Here is an 18,916-nt window from a genome sequence, read left to right as displayed (position 1 = left end):
TGTTATTGTCTTTTCCCGCTTTTTATAACCTTATCAAGATAAATTCTCCACTGCTCATATACTGCATCAAGACTTGCTTTTTCAGATATCTTCCTAGCTTCCTGCCCCATCCTCTGAGCATCCTGCGGATGTTCTATCATCCAGCATATTTTATCTGAAAGCGCCTTTTTGTCTCTGACTGGTATCAGCAGACCATTGATACCGTCTTGTATCAGTTCTCTTGGGCCTCCACAAGGACAGTCGGTTGCTACGCAAGGAAGTCCAAGTGCCATAGCTTCCATCAGTGAATTGGGCATTCCTTCATAGTTAGACGGATATGCAAATACACTTGCACATCTAAGATCTTCTTCAAGGCTGTCACTTTGGCCCATAAGCTCTACTGCATCATCAAGGTGAGTCTCCCTTATTGCCTCTTCAAGTCTCTGCCAAGTACCATCTCCGGAGTCGGCTCCATATATTTTAAGCTTATAATCTGGATGCCTGTCATAAACATCTGCAAAAGCATATATGAGCATTTCCTGATTCTTAAATCCAACTACTCTAGCAGCATTGACAATCAGCTTATCTCTGTAACCAGTATCAGGTGCCTTTATATATTTAGGGGTTATAGGATTTAAAATAACTTTAGAGATATTCTGCAAAGCTTTCGGAAAAAAGTTTCTTGCTTCTTCTGTCTGGAATACCGCTCCGGCAGCCCTCCCTATATATCTCTTTATAAGAAAAGCATTTCTTGGTCCAATATAATATGTTCTCGGGTCATTTCGAACCGAAATAACCACTGGTACATTTGTTCCTTTACAAGACATTAAAGCCCTAAACAACGCAAGTTTAGCAAATGCTATAAGTACATCTGGTTTTTCATTTATCATAAACTCATGAAGATATCTAATACGCCTTATATACTTATATATTCGTCCCTTCTTCTCATCATCCGTAGTGAGGCCTATATTAACACGCCTAACTTTAGGATTTAGTTCATACTCGTTATCATCTATCCATTCGGTTGCTACAACTACTTCGTAGCCTGCATCTGCAAAGCGACCTGCTAGATTGGTTACCACTCTCTCTGCACCGCCATGTGTCAGACAGTTTAAATGAAATGCTATTTTAGGCATACTTCTCCTTATGACCTTTCAGGGTCAATAACTATCTTATATTTATTTATCATCTTTGTGTTTCTCTATCTAATACCATTAGAGCTTCTCTAAAATAGAATTAAGCTCTGCACTATACTTCTCAGGCTGATAGCAGTCAGCACGTTCTCTTGCTTTTATCCCAAATCTTTCAAGCTTATCATCATCAGATATCATCTTGTTGATCTCACGGGCAAGTGCTTTCTCACCAACAGTGATAACTTTGGAATCAAAGTCCTCATTTTCATTCATATCAGGTACCAGTATTCCGTACTCACCTTCGATAGCCTTGTCTGTAGAGCTTCCATCCGGTCTTATCTTAAGAAGATCATTGTACTCATCTTCTGATAATACGATCTCTCTAGGTCCTGTCTTACAGTCAGCTGCTACGCAGGGCTTACCAAGTGCCATGGCTTCAAGAAGAGCGTTAGGGAAGCCTTCATGGTTTGATGAGAGTACGTAGAGGTCTGATGCTGCAACATATGGGAAAGGATTCTTCTTGATTCCCATAAATGCAACTTTATCCTTAATACCAAGATCCTCTGTCAGCTTATAATAAGGTGTCCAGTCGCCGGTTCCAAGGATCATGAGACGCGCATTGTCATTGTCTTTAGCTACTATAGAAAAAGCTTTAACAAGATGCCAGAATCCCTTGATATAATCCTGTCTTCCTACGGATACGATAAGTCTGATCCTCTTGTCTTCTTCCTCTTCCTGCTTATTATCTTTATTTACATCTCTCTTTATCTTTAAAGGAGCATCAGATGATACATCCCACTCTATATGGTGGCTTCCGTTATTATTATCCTTTTCATAGGGATTATCAGAGTCAGCCTTCTTAGCAGATGCCTTATCTGCTTTAGCCTTTGCTCTCTTCTTGCTCTCTATGATATCTTCTCTATTCTGTGTAAGTCCGAAGGGAAGATCATCAATCTTCTCCTTGGCCTGGATATTAATGGCAGCAACATCAAGAGGGTTATAGATATAGCTACTCTTGTCATAGTTATACTCTGTGCTGAGCTGTCTCATTATCTCTCTGGAACAGGACAGAACCTGATCAGCCTTACTGCAAAAGAGCTTGACCTGCTTGGGAGATTCCATATCTGTAGAGCAGCGAAGTCCTGTAAACACCTTCTCTTTGCCCTTGGAAAGGGAATTAACATAGTTGGCTGAAGAGCCAAAACTATAACAGATATCTATACCAAGTTCTTTTTTGAGCTGTCTTACCTTGATAACTCTCTTTATAAGGTTTATAGCCTTGGCATACTTTCCTTTTCTTGCAGGAAGATTGATATTTACTATATTAAGACCTGTGACATCATAATTGATATCCTTATCTGAGAAGATAAGAACTGTAACATCATAATATTTCTGCATAAGTCTTGCGGTTGTCACGCATACGCGTTCAAATCCGCCTTGGTGAAGCATAGGGGTGATCAACATTAGTTTCTTCATTTTAAAACGCTCTTCTTTCTATACTTGTGCTTACGGTACTTCTCTTAAGTTTCTAGTGGCATCATCCCTAAATGAACCATGTCTGTAGAAGTAAGTCATCATCACTGCCTGAGTCTTTGCATCAAATCCGGCTTTAATAATAGCATCTGCCAGATAGCCGGAAGTATGAGCCCTGTCATAAGGGTGATCCTCAGGAAGGTCTACAAGCACTTTCCCCATTCCATCAGAGATTCTTCCAAATCCCTGATCTTTATCATATATTCTGTCAAAGGCATTATCAAATCGCTCATCCGGAACTTCGTGAGCATATACATCCATCCTTGGAACGAGGTCGTCTAAGACTTTCATCGCCCACTGCCTTGGATCAAGCTCTATGGACATACGACTTACAAGCCTTGTAATATCAACTTCAGTAGTTATGGAATCCGATACAAGGCACTGAAGGCCTGCTGCCTGCGCTTCCACAACAGTACCCGGAAGTCCTTCATAGCGTGAAGGGAAGCAGAAGTAATCCATAGCCTGATAGTAGTCACTTACATTGGATTTATTCCCTAGAAAAAGAACTCTGTTGTCCATTCCAAGTTCATGAACAAGCTTTCGGGTATCCTCCATGAGTGGCCCTTCTCCAAGGAGCATAAGGCGAAGTGGTAGTCCATAAATGAGTGTATATCTGCCCTTGTCATCCTCTCTTATAAGCTGAACCATCTGGGCAAAGACTCTAATAAGAAATTCATGATTCTTGGCATAATGAAATCTTCCCACATGGCCTATGACTATGGCATTGGATATCCCTAGTTCATTTCTTATTTTGTTCCTTATATCTTCACTATACGCAAACTTATCAACATTTATTGCATTAGGTATGATTCTGACTTTGCCTGCATCTACCAGCTCATCGCCATAGACATGCCTTGCTGCAGCCTCTGTACATGAGAGGTAATAGTCGCAGACTCCTTCTTTCTTAAAAGGGCGCCTTAAAAACTCAGTAAGCTTTCCTTTAAGTCCCGGGTCTGTTCCGCCGCTTCTAACGTGAGAAGCTGTGATACCTGCGCCGTACTTCTTGGCTATAGGAAGGTATATGGCGGCAGTACTTGTCATATGTCCCTGTACTACAGCCCACTTGCCTTTATTGGCTTTAAAAAAGCTTTCTATATAACCCTTATATAAGAGCATGTTCTTGGAGTTAAGTCTTGGTACCACGTAGATATTGCCTCCAAGCCTTTTTATCTCTTCATCAAAGTACTCCGGCTTTCTGACCTTCATAAGTTCTGTTGATGAATACTTAACTCCTTTTGGAAGCTGTGCATCTGAGTGTACCAAAAAGTCAAACTGAACCTGACTTTTATCAATGTTCCTGTAAAGATCCATAATGCGGCTTTCTGCACCGCCGAGGCCCAGACGCCCGAACACATGCAGGACCCTGATAGGCTTTTCTTTTCTTTCCGGTATGCTGTTTATATCAAAATCCTGCGGCATGTATGCCTCCTGTTAATGGGTGTTATGTACTACGTTGTGCCGCACAGAAGTCACTGATATAATCCTCGGGCTACCTTGCCACTCGTCGTAGGGGCTGCGCCCCTGGGCACTCCTCGTACGGATTACGCCTGAGGATTATATCAGTAACTTCTGTGCTCAAAAGTTCTAGTACTTTTTAGTCACGCTTTTTTATATATCGTTTTATATTACTACTTAATCTTAAAGTTTCCCTTAAATGAAACTTAGCAGTTGCCATGAGTTTTTCTTTGAAGCGGTCTGTTTCTGTTGCCTTTACCGGCTTTAGCTTAAGCATCTCTGAATAGGATACTATCTCTCTGGTTGCAAGGAGCTTCTCATATGCTTCAAAGTCTCTATCTGTCATGGTGTTGGTGTGAACTACGAAGGTTACGCAGCCGTCTTCTTTGGACTTAAGTGTCTGACTCTTTTTGAAAGATATTGGATAGAAGACCATATCCTCCCACATATATGGAGCATTACCAAATCCGTCTGTGATACCTGTAAAGCCGTTCTTCTTAAGGGCTTTGATAGTATTCATATCATAAGAATGTGACGGTGCCATGAAGATATCAGTGGTGATCCCGTTCTTTTCAAGAAGGATCTTGCCACTTCTTATCATTCTGTCCTGCTTGTCAAAAGGAAGTCCTGCAAACTCAGAATTCCTGTTAAGAGGAAGAAGGCCTCCATCATGAGTTGTATATTCATGATGGTAGCCGTGCATAGCAAGTGTCCAGCCATCTTTTTCTAAGTCTTTGATATACTCCCAGAAGTCTCTCTTTGGAAGATTGATCATAAGCTTAGGGTCTCGGTTCTCCGGAACTATGCCAAGAAGAGCTTTAATATTATATTTATCAAGAAGGCTTTTAAAGCGTTCAAAATTGCTCCAGTTCATGTCCGGAGTTATGTCATCAAGCCTGATGGCGATCTTCATTAGTAACCTCTGATCTCTACTACGAGTATGATCATTTATCACATTTAATCTAAATCGTGTATATCACTCGTAGTTATATAAATTCTTTATCAAAACAGTTATAGATGTAAATCTATAATTATCTTTGTACAGACTATCTTATAGATTCTCTTTATACCATTCGATAGCAAGCTTGATACCCTTAGCAAAATCATAAGAAGGATCATAGCCAAGCTTCTCTCTAGCCTTGGAAATATCTGCATTGGAGTCGCGGATATCACCTGCACGTGCAGGCCCAAATATAGGTTCTACTTTCATTCCAAGAGCATCGCAGATGTCATTGTATACGTCAATAAGGTACTCTCTTCCACCTGCGCCTATATTGTACATCTCGCCGGCTGCATCTTCCGGAGCAAGGCATGCTCTGAGGTTACCCTCGATTACGTTGTCAATATATGTAAAGTCACGGCTCTGTCTACCGTCTCCGTTGATGGTAGGACGCTCGCCATTAAGGAGCTGCTTGATGAACTTAGGGATAACAGCTGCATAAGCGCCGTTAGGATCCTGGTGACGACCAAATACGTTAAAATATGAAAGGCCGTATGTGTTAAGTCCGTAAAGCTTCTTATAAAGCATTCCATACTTCTCATTGGTCTGCTTGGTAAGAGCATATGGAGAAAGAGGATTGCCTTCCTGATCTTCTCTCTTGGGAAGCTTAGTAGAATCGCCATATACAGAAGATGAGCATGCATATGCAAATCTCTTAACGCCGTTCTGACGGGATGCTTCCATCATGTTAAGAGTTCCTCTGATATTAATGTCTTCATAGAGAAGCGGCATCTCGATAGAACGAGGAACTGATCCCCATGCAGCTTCGTGACATACGAAGTCTACTCCATCTGTAGCTCTCATACATGCATCAAGGTCTCTGATATCATCCTGGATGAATGTAAAGTTCGGGTTATCCATAAATGGATTGATATTCTCTATATGTCCTGTCGAAAGGTTATCAAGTACACGTACCTTGCATCCCTTCTTAAGAAGAGCTTCTGTGATATTGCATCCGATAAAGCCCGCACCACCGGTAACAAGAAATGTACTTCCCTCTGGGAAGACTAGCTGTTCGTAACTCATAAAACATTGCTCCTTATATCTAAATCATAATATAGCCATAATATTATACCATACAAGTCAACACGATGTTTCCATGCGCTAGCATTACATTGTAAATATTATTTAAACATCACCCGATAAATGTATCGATGACTATTTAGTTATTATTATTGTAAGTTTAGGAGGTTTTGAAACATGAAAAATAGTCTTTTTAAATGTATCATTACAATTACTGCTATTTTTCTTTTGGCGACATCTATAACTTTTACTTCAAGAGCAGAATTAGCACAGCATTATGATAATACTGAAGATTTCTATCTTACATCCTACAATATGTATATCGAACAAGGTGGTTATGACAGTGTTGGCGTACATGCAACAAATACTGTAAGCTACTATATTATAGGAGCACACAGTTCTAATACTTATGTCATATTAAAAGAATCCGGTGCTGGTTTTGATCTTGAGGTTCATGTGGGTAAGGACGAAACAGCTCATGAGTTTACTGTATATATTTACCTAGATGGAACTACAGACTATCATAAAGACTTATATGTTGGTGTAAAAGACGTTTTTATCTACAATCCTGATTCAGAATTAGATACAGCCTCTCTTATAGATTCAATCCCCGTCGCATATCTGAACAGTAATGTTGGTAATCTTATACTCGTTAATGATTACAAAACCGGATTTTTCTACACTGCAGATGGTCTTCCCATCGCACAGTTTTCTGTATATTCAGATAATGGACAGATAAGAGTTCTTCAGCTTGGTCAATCTTTCAATACAGAAAACGGTCTCTATATCGAAGTTAATACAACCACTAATGGAACCATCCGTATTTCAGAAAGTGACAAGATCGCACTACAATTATTTGGAGTAAATGGTCTTATCCTTAACGGAACTATAACTCCATGGCCATAGTTTTTTCAAGAAATGATTTATAGCTTTCTGGAACTGATTATATCAACTGCCGGTAAAGTGATAATAAAAGGTATCATCATTGTCATAAAATATGTATATCTAAAATCCGCAGCAACAGGTGTTGCTATAAGCACGGTACATACACCCAAAAAAACTAGGAGAAGGGGCATAACTATGCCTCTTTTCTCTTTTGATAAAATAATACCGATTGCAATACATAAAATAAAAAATGTAGATCCCATGCAATAAAGCATTCCATATCCCGGTATCATATCTGCAAGTTTAATGCCTATCTCTCTTGTCTTAAGCCACAGATTAGCAGGAAGTCCGTAAATGAGCCACCTACGCTGTATACCAAGTGCGTTATCGCATACTCCGTCATTTTCTGCTACTACGTAATAATTTTCTCCTTTAGGATTATCCGGATACCAATAGCCATAGGTCATATTTTTATATTCATCTATATAAAGGCTTGGATATTTAAGGCCTGTCCTGATCCAAAGCCCGGCGTATTCCCATATATGCTCCTGAAGGTAATCAGGATGTCCTGCCTTAAAGAGTTCCTTCATGTTGTCTGCAAAATCATATGCATAGAGCTCATGTATGTAGGTGGTATCTATTATCTTATCAACCATCTGCGTATCTTCTGCTCCAAGATCCTTATCTTCTACAAGCACCCGGCAAAAGAGCTGTATCGGTATAGACAGAGATTCGACAAAATCAGGCTGCACAACTGAGCATAAGCTCATTACTGGATATCTTATGACAATGATAGTTATAAGAGCCAGCCCCCAGGTAATAAGCATGTTTTTTCTCTTTCTCAAAGCTTTAAGTCCCCAGATGCACATAAAAGGAATCATCAAAAAGAAAGCATATAAACCATTATTTCTGTATAGAGCAGTTCCTACACATGCAATGAAATGGATGATAAGATCACATCGCGGAGCGCTACTACCCACAAGCCTTATAAAACTTGCGGCAAAGAGCATTACAAATCCTGCAAACAGAACATCTTTCCACATAGTGACCATGTATACCCACTGAAAAGGGATTATTGTATAGAACAAAAGAGCAAGATATACCCATCTAAGTCTTAATCCTGTAAGCCTTAAGGTATTGATACTATATGCCACAATAAGTGCCATAAGTATCATCTGAACAAGTGTATAGAAGCCTATTGCAGTATTGATATTGCCTGTAACAGCATACACCGGCCTAAGGCATAGACCTATAAGAAGCGTATGCGCGATGGGATGATGATTGGACAGCGGCACTAGGCCTAGTGTCTGCTCTATCTGATTGATACTGTCAGGAGTTATAATACCCGGGTATTCATAGAGATATCCGGGAAGCCAGAAGATAAGGCATATGATGAATGAGCACAGAAAAACTCTTTTTGTAAAAATATGTTTTAACACCAAAATGATACTTTTATAGCCCTTTTGCTCAGACATAGCCTCATCTGAAGTATTGGAACATTCCTTGCATTTAAATACTACTTCATGGGCTCTACCTAAGAGATACCACGTAAATACTGCATTCACTGCATGATAAAAAAGAAATAATAATCCTGTAAATACGACAAGCAGTACGATAACCTGAAATAGCCTGTTATCGTACTGGGATCTAAGTTCATTACAGTTATAGAAAGTGTATAAAAAGCTAAAGAATGCTGATATAACAAAAGACATTTTCCTGTTATAGCCTTTCGAAATATCATTCTCCTTTTTATATAGCAGATATAGAGCTGCAACAAGTACCAGCCCTACTATATTCTGGGCACCTACATTTACAAGACTTTCAATAGCCCATATTGAAATAAATGCTTGTAATAAGAATATAACCATTAAATTATTACTCGTTTTGGATGTATTACTCATCTTTAACTCATCACTCATACAAAACCTCATGTTGCTGCATAACCATATGACCGTATCCATTGTCAGCCAGCTTACTCATATATTATGATGTAGATATCAAAAGTTCCTTTTGGCACCTTATGACTACCGAATTGTTCTATAAGTCTTTTTACCAATTATAAACTATGCGATCTATTAATATACAGTTCTGTATATAGATAAAGGTTTGAAAATATACCATTTTCAAACCTTTATCATCGCAGTTATTCATCATCTTCTCGAGATATAGTGATTTCTTTATTCTTTGTTATAACTTCGCGTACTACAAACTGAGGATTTTTATTGCCAAGCATATAGATACGTCCAATATATTCTCCCATTATTCCTATAGCCAGAAGTATTATGCCTCCAAATATGAGCATGACAGACATAAGGCTACTCCAGCCAAGCGGAACTGTAGGATCAAAGAAATACATTATAATTGTGTATATCAAAAATATAAATCCAAAGAAGGTTAATACTACGCCTATCCATCTGGATATCTGAATCGGGATTATTGAAAAAGCAAACAGATTATCCGCCCACAGTTTGATCATCCTGCTCATAGAATAATTACTATGACCAACTTCTCTTTTTCTATGCTCAACATCAATATTGGCCATGCGGCGAGTCACTGTACTAACCTGTCCTAAAACATAAGGCGCAGGATTTCTTGTCTTTCTGACTTCCTCTATGACATATCGTCTTGCCGCAAAATAGGAATTGATATATATATCTTTGGGTGTGCCTGTAAGATGTATACTACACCAGCGGTTAAATGCACTTCCGGCATTTTTGATCCAGTTGAATTTACGTTTTCTGTATTTGGCGAATACAAGATCATAACCTTCATCTATCTTGTTGATAAAATCAGGAATATAATCCGCAGGGTTCTGTCCATCATCATCAAGACATATTATAAGATCTCCTGAAACAAGATGAAATCCTGCCATAAGAGCGCCATCCTGACCAAAGTTTCTGGCAAGCTCACAAAAGACAATATGTTCATCATGGCTACTAAGTTCTTCAAGAACTCCGCCTGTGTTATCAGGAGAGCCATCATTAACACATATTATCTCATATGAATATTTACTGAGTCCTTTCATAACAGACTCTATCTCATCAATGACACCGCCGATTGTTTTTTCTGATCTATAACATGGAATCACAAATGATATTTTTGATATTGACTTCATCAAGCAATCTCCCACACACAACTAAACACTTAACTTTATATCTGCTATAACATCATTCATTATTAGAAAGATTAAGTGTTATAGATTTCACTTTGTAAAACGAAGAAGCAGAAGCAGCTTCCCACTCACCTTTTGTAGTATCAAGCTTAGTAAGTGCAATTATAGTATCTCCATAATCCACTCCGCTAAGTACTACATCTGATCCTTCTTCGGCATCTTCTAATATTTCAAGAAAGCCTTTATACTGCTTATAATTAGCTCGCATCTTGCCACTGGCAAGTTCTGACATAGCCTGGTATGTCATATCGCCGCTAAGTTCTGTCATTTTCTGCAGATATCCGCCATTTATTGCTACCATCATGAGGCATATACATACAATAGCAAGTTCTCTGGCCTTAAAATGAATTCTAAACCTGCAGGCTACCCAGTATACAAGAGAAGACACGCTCAGGAATATAGCCAAAGTAACGCCTGTCTCACTGACATTCAAAGCTCTAAGACAGCTATCAAGATCAGATATACTATATCCTGTAAGAACAGGGAATACGCTTATTACGTTAAGCAAAAATGCATATATTGCAAAGAGAACAATTCGGCGCAGGGTATGTTTCTTGGCTGATATCGTGCTAATTCCCACCGTCCATATGACCACTATACATAAAACTACTAACACTCCTAATATATGTATAGTAAGTAATCTTTTATAATAATTGTCTATAAGTGCGAATGAATCTATTAAAGAGCTGATAGGATTAATACTTGTATCTTCCATGAAGCTATGTCTTCTAAAATTACCCGGCGCTGCAGCATTGCACAAGCCTCCAGTAAGTGCAAATGCAAATGGTATCCAGTACTTATCAACAAGCTTACCTGTATCAAGCAAGTATACAAAGCATATTCCAAAATAGAATCCGCAGTTAAATACTACAATATCAAGTGATCCGCCTGATGCGATAAATCCAAGAATGCTTGAAAAAACAAGATATGAAGTCTTTTTGGAACCATTCCATATCATAAGCAGATATGTGCCAAATAATGTACAGATAAAAGGAACTGTGTAGAATACCGCTCCATCCAGCCAGTAGATAAGCTCTCTTAAATTGCTCATATTAAGTACTGATACTTCTGTAAAAAGGCTCACCATAAAGAGAATACTCTCTTTATCTATTCCAAAAACAAATTCAAGAAGCTTTTTGACAAACAGGATTATTCCAGCCAGAAATAAAACATAGTTAACAGCAAGTACTATGTGAAGGCCTGTAAGATTTAATGTTATCCCATATGCAATTGTATCAGCAAGGAAAGTCCCGGTATATGTACCTTCCCAGCCCATATAATTCTTATAGGAATTTACCAAAACCGCCTGAAAATAATTCATATTTTCCATAAGATTTCTAAGCGTAACAGGAAAACTGAAGTCATCAGCATTTGGAAGAGTATAGAATATAGAGACAAATACCGGTAATGCCACAATAATGTAACAGGCAATCATTAGGATTTTTTTCTTAGTAAATGTTTTCATGTATTATTCCTTTCAAACCTGAAATATTATTTCAGCTTACCGGTATTGTTTAATTTATATTTTAACCTGATCTATTACCAATATATTGATCACAGTCTCCAGTAATCAAACTCAGGCTTAGTAAAATCATTCTTGTTATAGATACCCTTAATATCAAGGAATACCTTTGTGCTGTGCTTAGGATCAAAGAATCCTGCAATATCCTTAGCTGTGAAAGATGTGAAGTCTTCATGTGCTACAGCTACGATAACTGCATCCATATCCTTAATAGCATCCATAGAATCAAAATCTATACCATAGAGACGCTTAGCTTCATCTGCATCAGCCTGAGGATCAACTACTACAGGAGTGATTCCGTACTCGCCAAGCTCTTTATAGATATCGATAACCTTGGTATTACGTGTATCAGGGCAGTTCTCTTTAAAAGTGAATCCTAGGATAGCAACCTTAGCACTCTTTACTGCTATATCATTGGCAATAAGCTTCTTAACACAGTTCTCTGCAATATATTTGCCCATGTCATCATTGATACGACGACCTGAGAGGATGATCTGTGAGTGATATCCAAGCTCCTCAGCCTTGTATGTAAGATAATATGGGTCTACGCCGATGCAGTGACCGCCTACAAGACCCGGCTTGAAGTTAAGGAAGTTCCACTTAGTTCCTGCTGCCTTAAGTACAGCCTGAGTGTCAATTCCCATACGATTAAAGATCATGGACAGCTCGTTCATGAATGCAATGTTTATATCACGCTGGCTGTTCTCAATAACCTTAGCAGCTTCTGCTGTCTTGATGTTCTCTGCTTTATATACGCCGGCAAGAGCAACAAGGCTGTAAACTTTAGCAACTACTTCAAGAGTCTCTTCATCCATACCTGATACGATCTTAGTGATGGTCTCAAGTCTGTGAACCTTATCACCGGGATTGATACGCTCCGGTGAATAACCAACCTTAAAGTCAACTCCGCACTTAAGTCCGGACTCCTGCTCGAGGATCGGTACGCATATATCTTCTGTAACTCCCGGATATACTGTTGACTCGTATACTACAATAGAACCCTTTGTAAGGTACTTACCAAGTGTGTGGCTGGCACTCTCTACAGGTGTAAGATCAGGAGTATGATCATCGTTAACAGGTGTTGGAACTGCTACGATATGGAACTTACACTCTTTTAACTTCTCAGGATCAGCTGTGAATTCTACAGTTGTCTCCTTGATCGCATCATTACCAACTTCTCTGGTTGGATCAATTCCTTTTTTATAAAGATCAACCTTAGCAGCGTTGAAGTCATATCCAACAACCTTGATCTTCTTAGCATATGCTACTGCTATAGGCATACCAACATATCCAAGTCCTACAAGAGAGAGCTTCTCTTCTCCTGAAAGGAGTTTTTCATATAAACCCATGATTTAAACCTCCGAGATTTAATATATAGTGTATATTATCATCAAAACTTATTTTCACCTGTCATCCTATCATTAGCTGATAAGTAAATTTTCATATGACCGTGAACATTATAACTCATATAAGCAAATTCTCCAACTTTTCAATGTATAAATCCAAATGTAAAATTTGCTTTTTACAGCATCAATCATTATAACTCAATTATTTAAAAACACCAACTTTTTATCCCTATTATATGATACTCTTATTAGGTGGGGGTTCACATACCGCTGATCGCATGATGGTATGTAAACAGAAATCCGCCATAAAAAAAGGAGCTTACATTGAAAAAGAAATCATCAGTTATTTACACCTTTTTAATCTATACAGTTCTATACATAGTTATCATTGCTTTTCTGATGCACTTTTTTAAAGATCAGGGCAAAAGTCTTGTTTATAACGGAGATGGCTGGCGTCAGCATATCAGAGCCATGGAATACTATTCCAGATGGCTTCACGATCTTGTTGCAGGTATATTTACAAATGCTGATATGCCGGGTGCATTCGCATTCGGTATAGGCTATGGAAGTGATATTGTATCTACACTTGCATATTATGGAATTGGAGATCCTCTTGTTCTTCCCGCTGCCTTTATCGACTCATCTAAGGTTATATATCTTTACAGCGCACTTATTATGATAAGACCTTATCTTGCCGGTCTTTCATTTGTTATATATTGCTTTACTAGAATTCATTATAACAAGGAGACTGTCAAAGGTTATGCCATCCCACAGCTATCTGTGATCATCGCAGCTACAATATCCTATGCTTTCAGCGGTATGGTCATATATATCGGAATGCTGCATCCATTCTTTGTAATTCCTCTTGTAGTATTCCCTCTTATACTTACTGGCATAGAAAGATACTTATACGACAACAAGCCATCATTTCTCATATTCACCATCTTTCTTGCAGGAATAAGTAACTACTACTTTTTCTATACAGAAGCAATACTTGCAACTGCCTATTTTATTTTCAGACTTTCATATTTTATACAGAACTATTCTAAAGATGAAATATTAGTATCTTCTCATAAGATATTGTTTGGAGAAGGCTCTCCTTTTACTTTTGGAATATCTGTTTTTATTAAAGCTATTGCCTATGTTATTTGCGGAATAGGTATGGCATTTACCATACTTCTTCCTGTTGCAATGGCTTTTACAGGGAATTCCAGAAATGGTATAAGTTATGCTAAGAGCCTTTTCTATAGTGGCGACTATTACAAAATGCTCTTTGGCGACCTTGCTGCTTTTTATAACAATCCCATGAATGACACAGCGCTTGGACTATCTGTAGCTCTCATTGTCGGAATTATATTTATGATAGCAGTAAAAGGACACCTGCGTCTTAAGATCACATGGCTTCTTACTATAGTACTGCTTATATTCCCGGTATTTGGCAAGATATTCAACGGCTTTTCTTATTCCAATAACCGCTGGAGCTATGCTATAGCAATGCTTGCAGGATGGACACTTGTAAGCGTATTTGAAGATATATTACAGTCTTCCAAAAAACAGTTTATTATCATAGCTACAGTTACTGCTCTTCTTATAGTTGCAGAATACAAGCTTGGATATCTTGTAACAAACGACACTCCAAACAAAAGAAATGTCGTATATTCTATGGTCCTTTTGTGTATATGCCTTGCAATGATACTTGTTATAAGGTCAAAATGCAAAATAGCCGGATGTTTTACTATGGCAATAGCCATCATATCAGTAATAATAAATATAAACTTTGGATACTCTGTAACACAGGGCTCTTTTCCGCAGGAATTCTGGGACAAGATGACCCCTGAAGAATATGTTGCTGCATCAAAAAATACCGAAGTATCCTACGTTGATAACGCTATGATCTCTGATAATAGCCAAAACGTCTCAGACAACAGCATCAGAAGATATAGTGGTATAGGTAAGACTCTGTCACTAAACTACAATGCTTCAATGCCATATGGATATTCATCAACACAATTTGCTTTCTCTCTTGCTAACGGTTATGTATCCTCATACCTTAACAAGCTTGGAATATTCGAAGATCAAAGCTTTGCATACTTTGGGCTGGATGACAGATTCATCCCGCTTGCACTTGCCAATGTAAGATACGACTGTGCCAACGGATATGATGATGGCCAATATATGTATGTACCTTATGGCTTTGCAGAGATGACAGAGCTCTCGCAAGATGCATATCCACCTGCTATCAAAATATTTAAGAACGTGCTTCCAATGTCAGCCGGAATCACATATTCCGGATATATAACAGAATCACAGTTTGAAGAAATGAACCTCGCCCAGCGCCAGGAAGCTCTGACACAAGCTATAGTTCTTCCTGATGCAGAGGCAGAATCTATAATAAATGATTCTATAACGAATACAGACATTACTTACTCCTATCAGGATCTTCCTTACAGCATCTCCGTATCAGATGGCATATCGCTTACTGATGCAGATGGCAATGATATGTCTATGTCAGCAGATGTTACAAGTCTTACAGATCTTAAGATAAAAGCACAGAGCGGATCATCAATAACACTTACATTTGACGGACTTAACGGCTGTGAAACATATCTTTCGATCAATGGCTTCTATGGAAATCACAATGCAGACATAGTAATGCCCATACTGTTCGAATCCTTCAATGGAGAAAGTCCTGTTACTTCAAAGCAGTTATACTACTACACAGAATATTTCTCTTTCAGAAGCGATTGGCATGACTATCTTGTTAACTTCGGATATGCATCATCTGTGACTTCCATAAAGATAACATTCCAGAATGAAGGATCGTACTCACTTGATGAGCTGAAAGTTGTATGTCAGCCGGCTGATACAGCTGTAGCTAATCTCTCATCACACTTCCAGTATCAAATGACAGATGTAGATATGAACCTCAGCACTTACTCCTACGCTACTGATACTATTACCGGCAATATAACTTCAGATACTGACAAATTGATGCTCCTTAGTATTCCATATAGTAGCGGCTGGAGCCTCTTACTTGACGAAGAACCTGCCAAGCTGTATCAGGCAGATATAATGTATATGGCAGCATACATTCCTGCCGGGGAGCATACGATAACTCTTAAGTATGAGACTCCGGGATTAAAGGCCGGCATGATCATATCAATATTATGTATGCTGCTATGGCTCACAATAACTATCGTTCCTATAGCCACAGGCAGACATCCGTCTAAGAAAACAAACTTGCGCTGAAAAGAAAAACCTTGGACTACCTCTCACAATAACAGGTAGTCCAAGGTTTTATTACTAGATTATTTATTCTTATACTATTGGTTTCTACATCATCGCACTTTTGGCAAGAATCTCAATTATTCTTCGAGGTCTGTCTTGCAATATCTTCTGCAACGATCTGTTCTCCGGTCTTATCCCTAAGCTGTTCCTGTGAAGCTGCTGATAATCCGTTGTTTACAACTGCATTGAAATCGCATGTGCTACATCTATCAAGCTGCTCTTTGGTTACTTTACCATCTCTATAGTCTCTTACTACTTTAAGTTCATACATACTGTACTTTTTCTTTTTCCAGAATCTAAGGAACTTATGATGGATTACCCAAAGTGCAGGCTGCCATATATATTTATGCATAGCAGGTGACACAGATCCTATCATCCAGCAGTTTCTGTCACAATGCCTTACCTTGGCACGCACTTTCTCTGCGTCTTCGCTATTCCAAAGTTCATCCCAGGTCTGAGTATTAAGATTGCCCATTACTTCCTTGTCTTTGGTTCCATTACATGGCATTACATCACCGTAAGGATCTATGAAGAAGGTATCAAAACTCATATCGCAGGGAAGGAGCCTTTTCTGTCCATATATATAATTAATAAGACCATGGTTAAAATAAGCTCTGAACCATTTCTTAGGACTATTGGAATTAAGAAGCTCATTGATAAGATTCTCAAAATTCTGTCCAACCATAGGTCTGTCTTTGATGATATTCTTGGCTTCTACGAAATAGAAACTGTTATGAAGTGATGCAGTAGCAAACTCCATATCAAGCTCGTTAGAAAGCTGGTACAAAGGTACAAGGTCTGCAGCATTTCTATCCTGAACTGTCATACCAAATCCAACATCCTTAAGTCCCATCTCGCGGAGCTTTTTGAGCGTAGTATAACCTCTGTTGAATCCATCAGGAAGGCCTCTTATTTCATTATTGGTCTGCTCTAAACCTTCAATCGAAATACGTATACCTATATCAGGGAATTCTTTGCAAAGAGCAATGATACGATCTGTAAAAAATCCATTAGTAGAGATAACGATTCTGTCACTTTTCTTACGAAGCTCAGCAACAATCTCTCTGATATCCTCTCTTATAAAAGGCTCTCCTCCTGTAATATTTGTAAAATACATCGGTGGGAGCTTTTTGATTGTCTCAATCGATATCTCTTCATCAGGACGAGAGGGTGCTTTATACCTGTTGCACATATTGCAACGGGCATTACATCTATATGTAACAATTACTGTTCCGTTTAATTTCTTCATACTGGTTCTAGATCTCCATATCCATTAAAAGTTCTATTCAAAACACCTTCTTATAATCTCAATGATCACATCCTGCTCATCAGGTGTCATCTTGTTATCTGAAGGAAGGCACAGGCCACGCTCAAAGATATCATTGCCAACATCAAGAGCTTCTCCTTCATCGATATAAGCATTGGTTACGGCTCTTCCATTGCCCTTTGCTGTAATAAAAGGATTGTTCCTATAAATAGGCTGCATATGCATAGGCTTCCAGATAGGACGACCTTCTGCGTTGAACTTCTGGATTGCTTCAAGGATCTCTGTAGGGCAGGACTTACCTTCTTCGCTTATATAAAGAGCTTCTTTCTCGCCTCTTACCTGTTTACACATTGCATCCTTGTCTATAAGCATGCAGCTAAGCCAGAAGTTAGGGGTAGAGCATGTCTCATCATAAGGATTAACCGATACAGGAAGATCCTTAAAGCCTTCTTTATAGCGTTCATATATAGCCTTCTTCTGAGCTATGTGCTCATCAAGATGATTGATCTGACCTCTTACAATACCTGCTATGATATTACTCATACGGTAGTTGTATCCAACTTCTTCATGCTGATACCATGGTGCATCCTCACGGCTCTGGGTTGACCATTTGCGGACTTTGTCACAGTCGTCCTTACTATCTGTAAGGAACATACCGCCTGATGAACCTGTGATTATCTTATTACCGTTAAAAGAGATTGCATTATAATTTCCAAAAGTTCCTGTCTGTACTCCCTTATAAGTAGCACCAAGGGACTCCGCTGCATCCTCTACTATAAGAGCTCCGTGCTCTTTGCAGATAGCTCTTATCTCATCGATCTTGCCGGGTGTTCCATACAAATGAGCGATAACAACTAGCTTAACATCAGGATATATCTCAAATGCCTTCTTAAGTGCAACCGGGTCCATATTCCAGGTATCGCGCTCAGTATCTATAAATACTGCTTCGCCATCTTCATAGGCAACAGGATTAACTGTAGCATCGAAGGTCATATCTGAACAAAAGACCTTGTGACCTTTTAATGTACCTTCATTAGGCTTGGCCATGCCGTAGAGCTTCTCTCCGGCAAGCTTCACACATAGGTGTAGTGCTGCCGTTCCTGCGCTGAGCGCTACAGCGTATTTACAGCCTACGTATTCTGCTACCATACGCTCACACTCATTTATATTCTTACCAACTGTAGACAGCCAGTTGGTATCAAAAGCTTCTTTGACATATTCAAGCTCTTCTCCATGCATTGTAGGAGATGAAAGCCAGATCTTCTTTTCAAAAGGTTTTATGCCTTCAAAATTCTTAGACATATATGTATCCT

At 38.8% G+C, this 18,916-nt stretch carries 13 protein-coding genes; 2 read left to right on the top strand and 11 right to left on the bottom strand.

The genetic code is table 11. The features are described 5' to 3' along the window. Window positions 1-2: 2 nt before the first annotated feature. From I7804_RS05040 to I7804_RS05020, 5 genes are all read right to left on the bottom strand, one after another. Window positions 3-1,115: a glycosyltransferase gene (locus tag I7804_RS05040; protein ID WP_248405247.1), complete on the bottom strand. Its 1,113-nt coding sequence runs from the start codon at window positions 1,113-1,115 to the stop codon at window positions 3-5. A 78-nt stretch (window positions 1,116-1,193) separates the two neighbouring features. After that, complete coding sequence (locus I7804_RS05035; RefSeq protein ID WP_248405246.1) at window positions 1,194-2,588, bottom strand: glycosyltransferase; 1,395 nt, start codon at window positions 2,586-2,588, stop codon at window positions 1,194-1,196. A gap of 30 nt (window positions 2,589-2,618) precedes the next feature. Next, on the bottom strand, window positions 2,619-4,064 hold the full coding sequence (locus I7804_RS05030; protein ID WP_248405245.1) for a glycosyltransferase family 1 protein: 1,446 nt from the start codon (window positions 4,062-4,064) through the stop codon (window positions 2,619-2,621). A gap of 175 nt (window positions 4,065-4,239) precedes the next feature. Beyond that, window positions 4,240-5,013, bottom strand: a complete 774-nt coding sequence (locus I7804_RS05025) for a DUF2334 domain-containing protein (protein ID WP_248405244.1) — start codon at window positions 5,011-5,013, stop codon at window positions 4,240-4,242. Between the two features lie 138 nt (window positions 5,014-5,151). After that, window positions 5,152-6,126 carry an SDR family oxidoreductase gene (locus I7804_RS05020; RefSeq protein WP_022752707.1) on the bottom strand — a complete coding sequence of 325 codons (975 nt, stop codon included), beginning with the start codon at window positions 6,124-6,126 and terminating at the stop codon, window positions 5,152-5,154. 174 nt (window positions 6,127-6,300) lie between these two features. Here I7804_RS05020 and I7804_RS05015 point away from each other — a divergent pair, with 174 nt between their 5' ends. Continuing rightward, window positions 6,301-7,029, top strand: coding sequence for a hypothetical protein (locus I7804_RS05015; RefSeq protein WP_248405243.1), 729 nt, complete (start codon window positions 6,301-6,303; stop codon window positions 7,027-7,029). A 17-nt stretch (window positions 7,030-7,046) separates the two neighbouring features. Here the strand turns inward: I7804_RS05015 and I7804_RS05010 are convergent, their stop codons facing one another. The 4 genes from I7804_RS05010 to I7804_RS04995 all read right to left on the bottom strand — a co-directional run bounded on the left by I7804_RS05010 (window position 7,047) and on the right by I7804_RS04995 (window position 13,051). Beyond that, window positions 7,047-8,927, bottom strand: coding sequence for a DUF6020 family protein (locus I7804_RS05010; protein WP_248405242.1), 1,881 nt, complete (start codon window positions 8,925-8,927; stop codon window positions 7,047-7,049). A gap of 224 nt (window positions 8,928-9,151) precedes the next feature. Then, on the bottom strand, window positions 9,152-10,123 hold the full coding sequence (locus I7804_RS05005) for a glycosyltransferase (protein WP_248405241.1): 972 nt from the start codon (window positions 10,121-10,123) through the stop codon (window positions 9,152-9,154). 52 nt (window positions 10,124-10,175) lie between these two features. Beyond that, window positions 10,176-11,645: a hypothetical protein gene (locus I7804_RS05000; protein WP_248405240.1), complete on the bottom strand. Its 1,470-nt coding sequence runs from the start codon at window positions 11,643-11,645 to the stop codon at window positions 10,176-10,178. A gap of 89 nt (window positions 11,646-11,734) precedes the next feature. Next, window positions 11,735-13,051 carry a nucleotide sugar dehydrogenase gene (locus I7804_RS04995; protein WP_248405239.1) on the bottom strand — a complete coding sequence of 439 codons (1,317 nt, stop codon included), beginning with the start codon at window positions 13,049-13,051 and terminating at the stop codon, window positions 11,735-11,737. Between the two features lie 321 nt (window positions 13,052-13,372). Between I7804_RS04995 and I7804_RS04990 the strand changes: the two genes are divergently transcribed. Then, window positions 13,373-16,297, top strand: a complete 2,925-nt coding sequence (locus tag I7804_RS04990; protein WP_248405238.1) for a YfhO family protein — start codon at window positions 13,373-13,375, stop codon at window positions 16,295-16,297. 112 nt (window positions 16,298-16,409) lie between these two features. On the opposite strand, the gene I7804_RS04985 is transcribed toward I7804_RS04990, so the two are convergent. Continuing rightward, window positions 16,410-17,585: a radical SAM protein gene (locus I7804_RS04985; RefSeq protein ID WP_022756344.1), complete on the bottom strand. Its 1,176-nt coding sequence runs from the start codon at window positions 17,583-17,585 to the stop codon at window positions 16,410-16,412. A gap of 33 nt (window positions 17,586-17,618) precedes the next feature. Further along, window positions 17,619-18,905, bottom strand: coding sequence for a DegT/DnrJ/EryC1/StrS family aminotransferase (locus I7804_RS04980; protein WP_248405237.1), 1,287 nt, complete (start codon window positions 18,903-18,905; stop codon window positions 17,619-17,621). Window positions 18,906-18,916: the final 11 nt, after the last annotated feature.

The sequence above is a fragment of the Butyrivibrio fibrisolvens genome (assembly GCF_023206215.1).
Lineage (GTDB): Bacteria > Bacillota > Clostridia > Lachnospirales > Lachnospiraceae > Butyrivibrio > Butyrivibrio fibrisolvens_C.
Note: the sequence above shows the minus strand (reverse complement) of the source record. Positions and strands in the feature narration are given on the sequence as shown.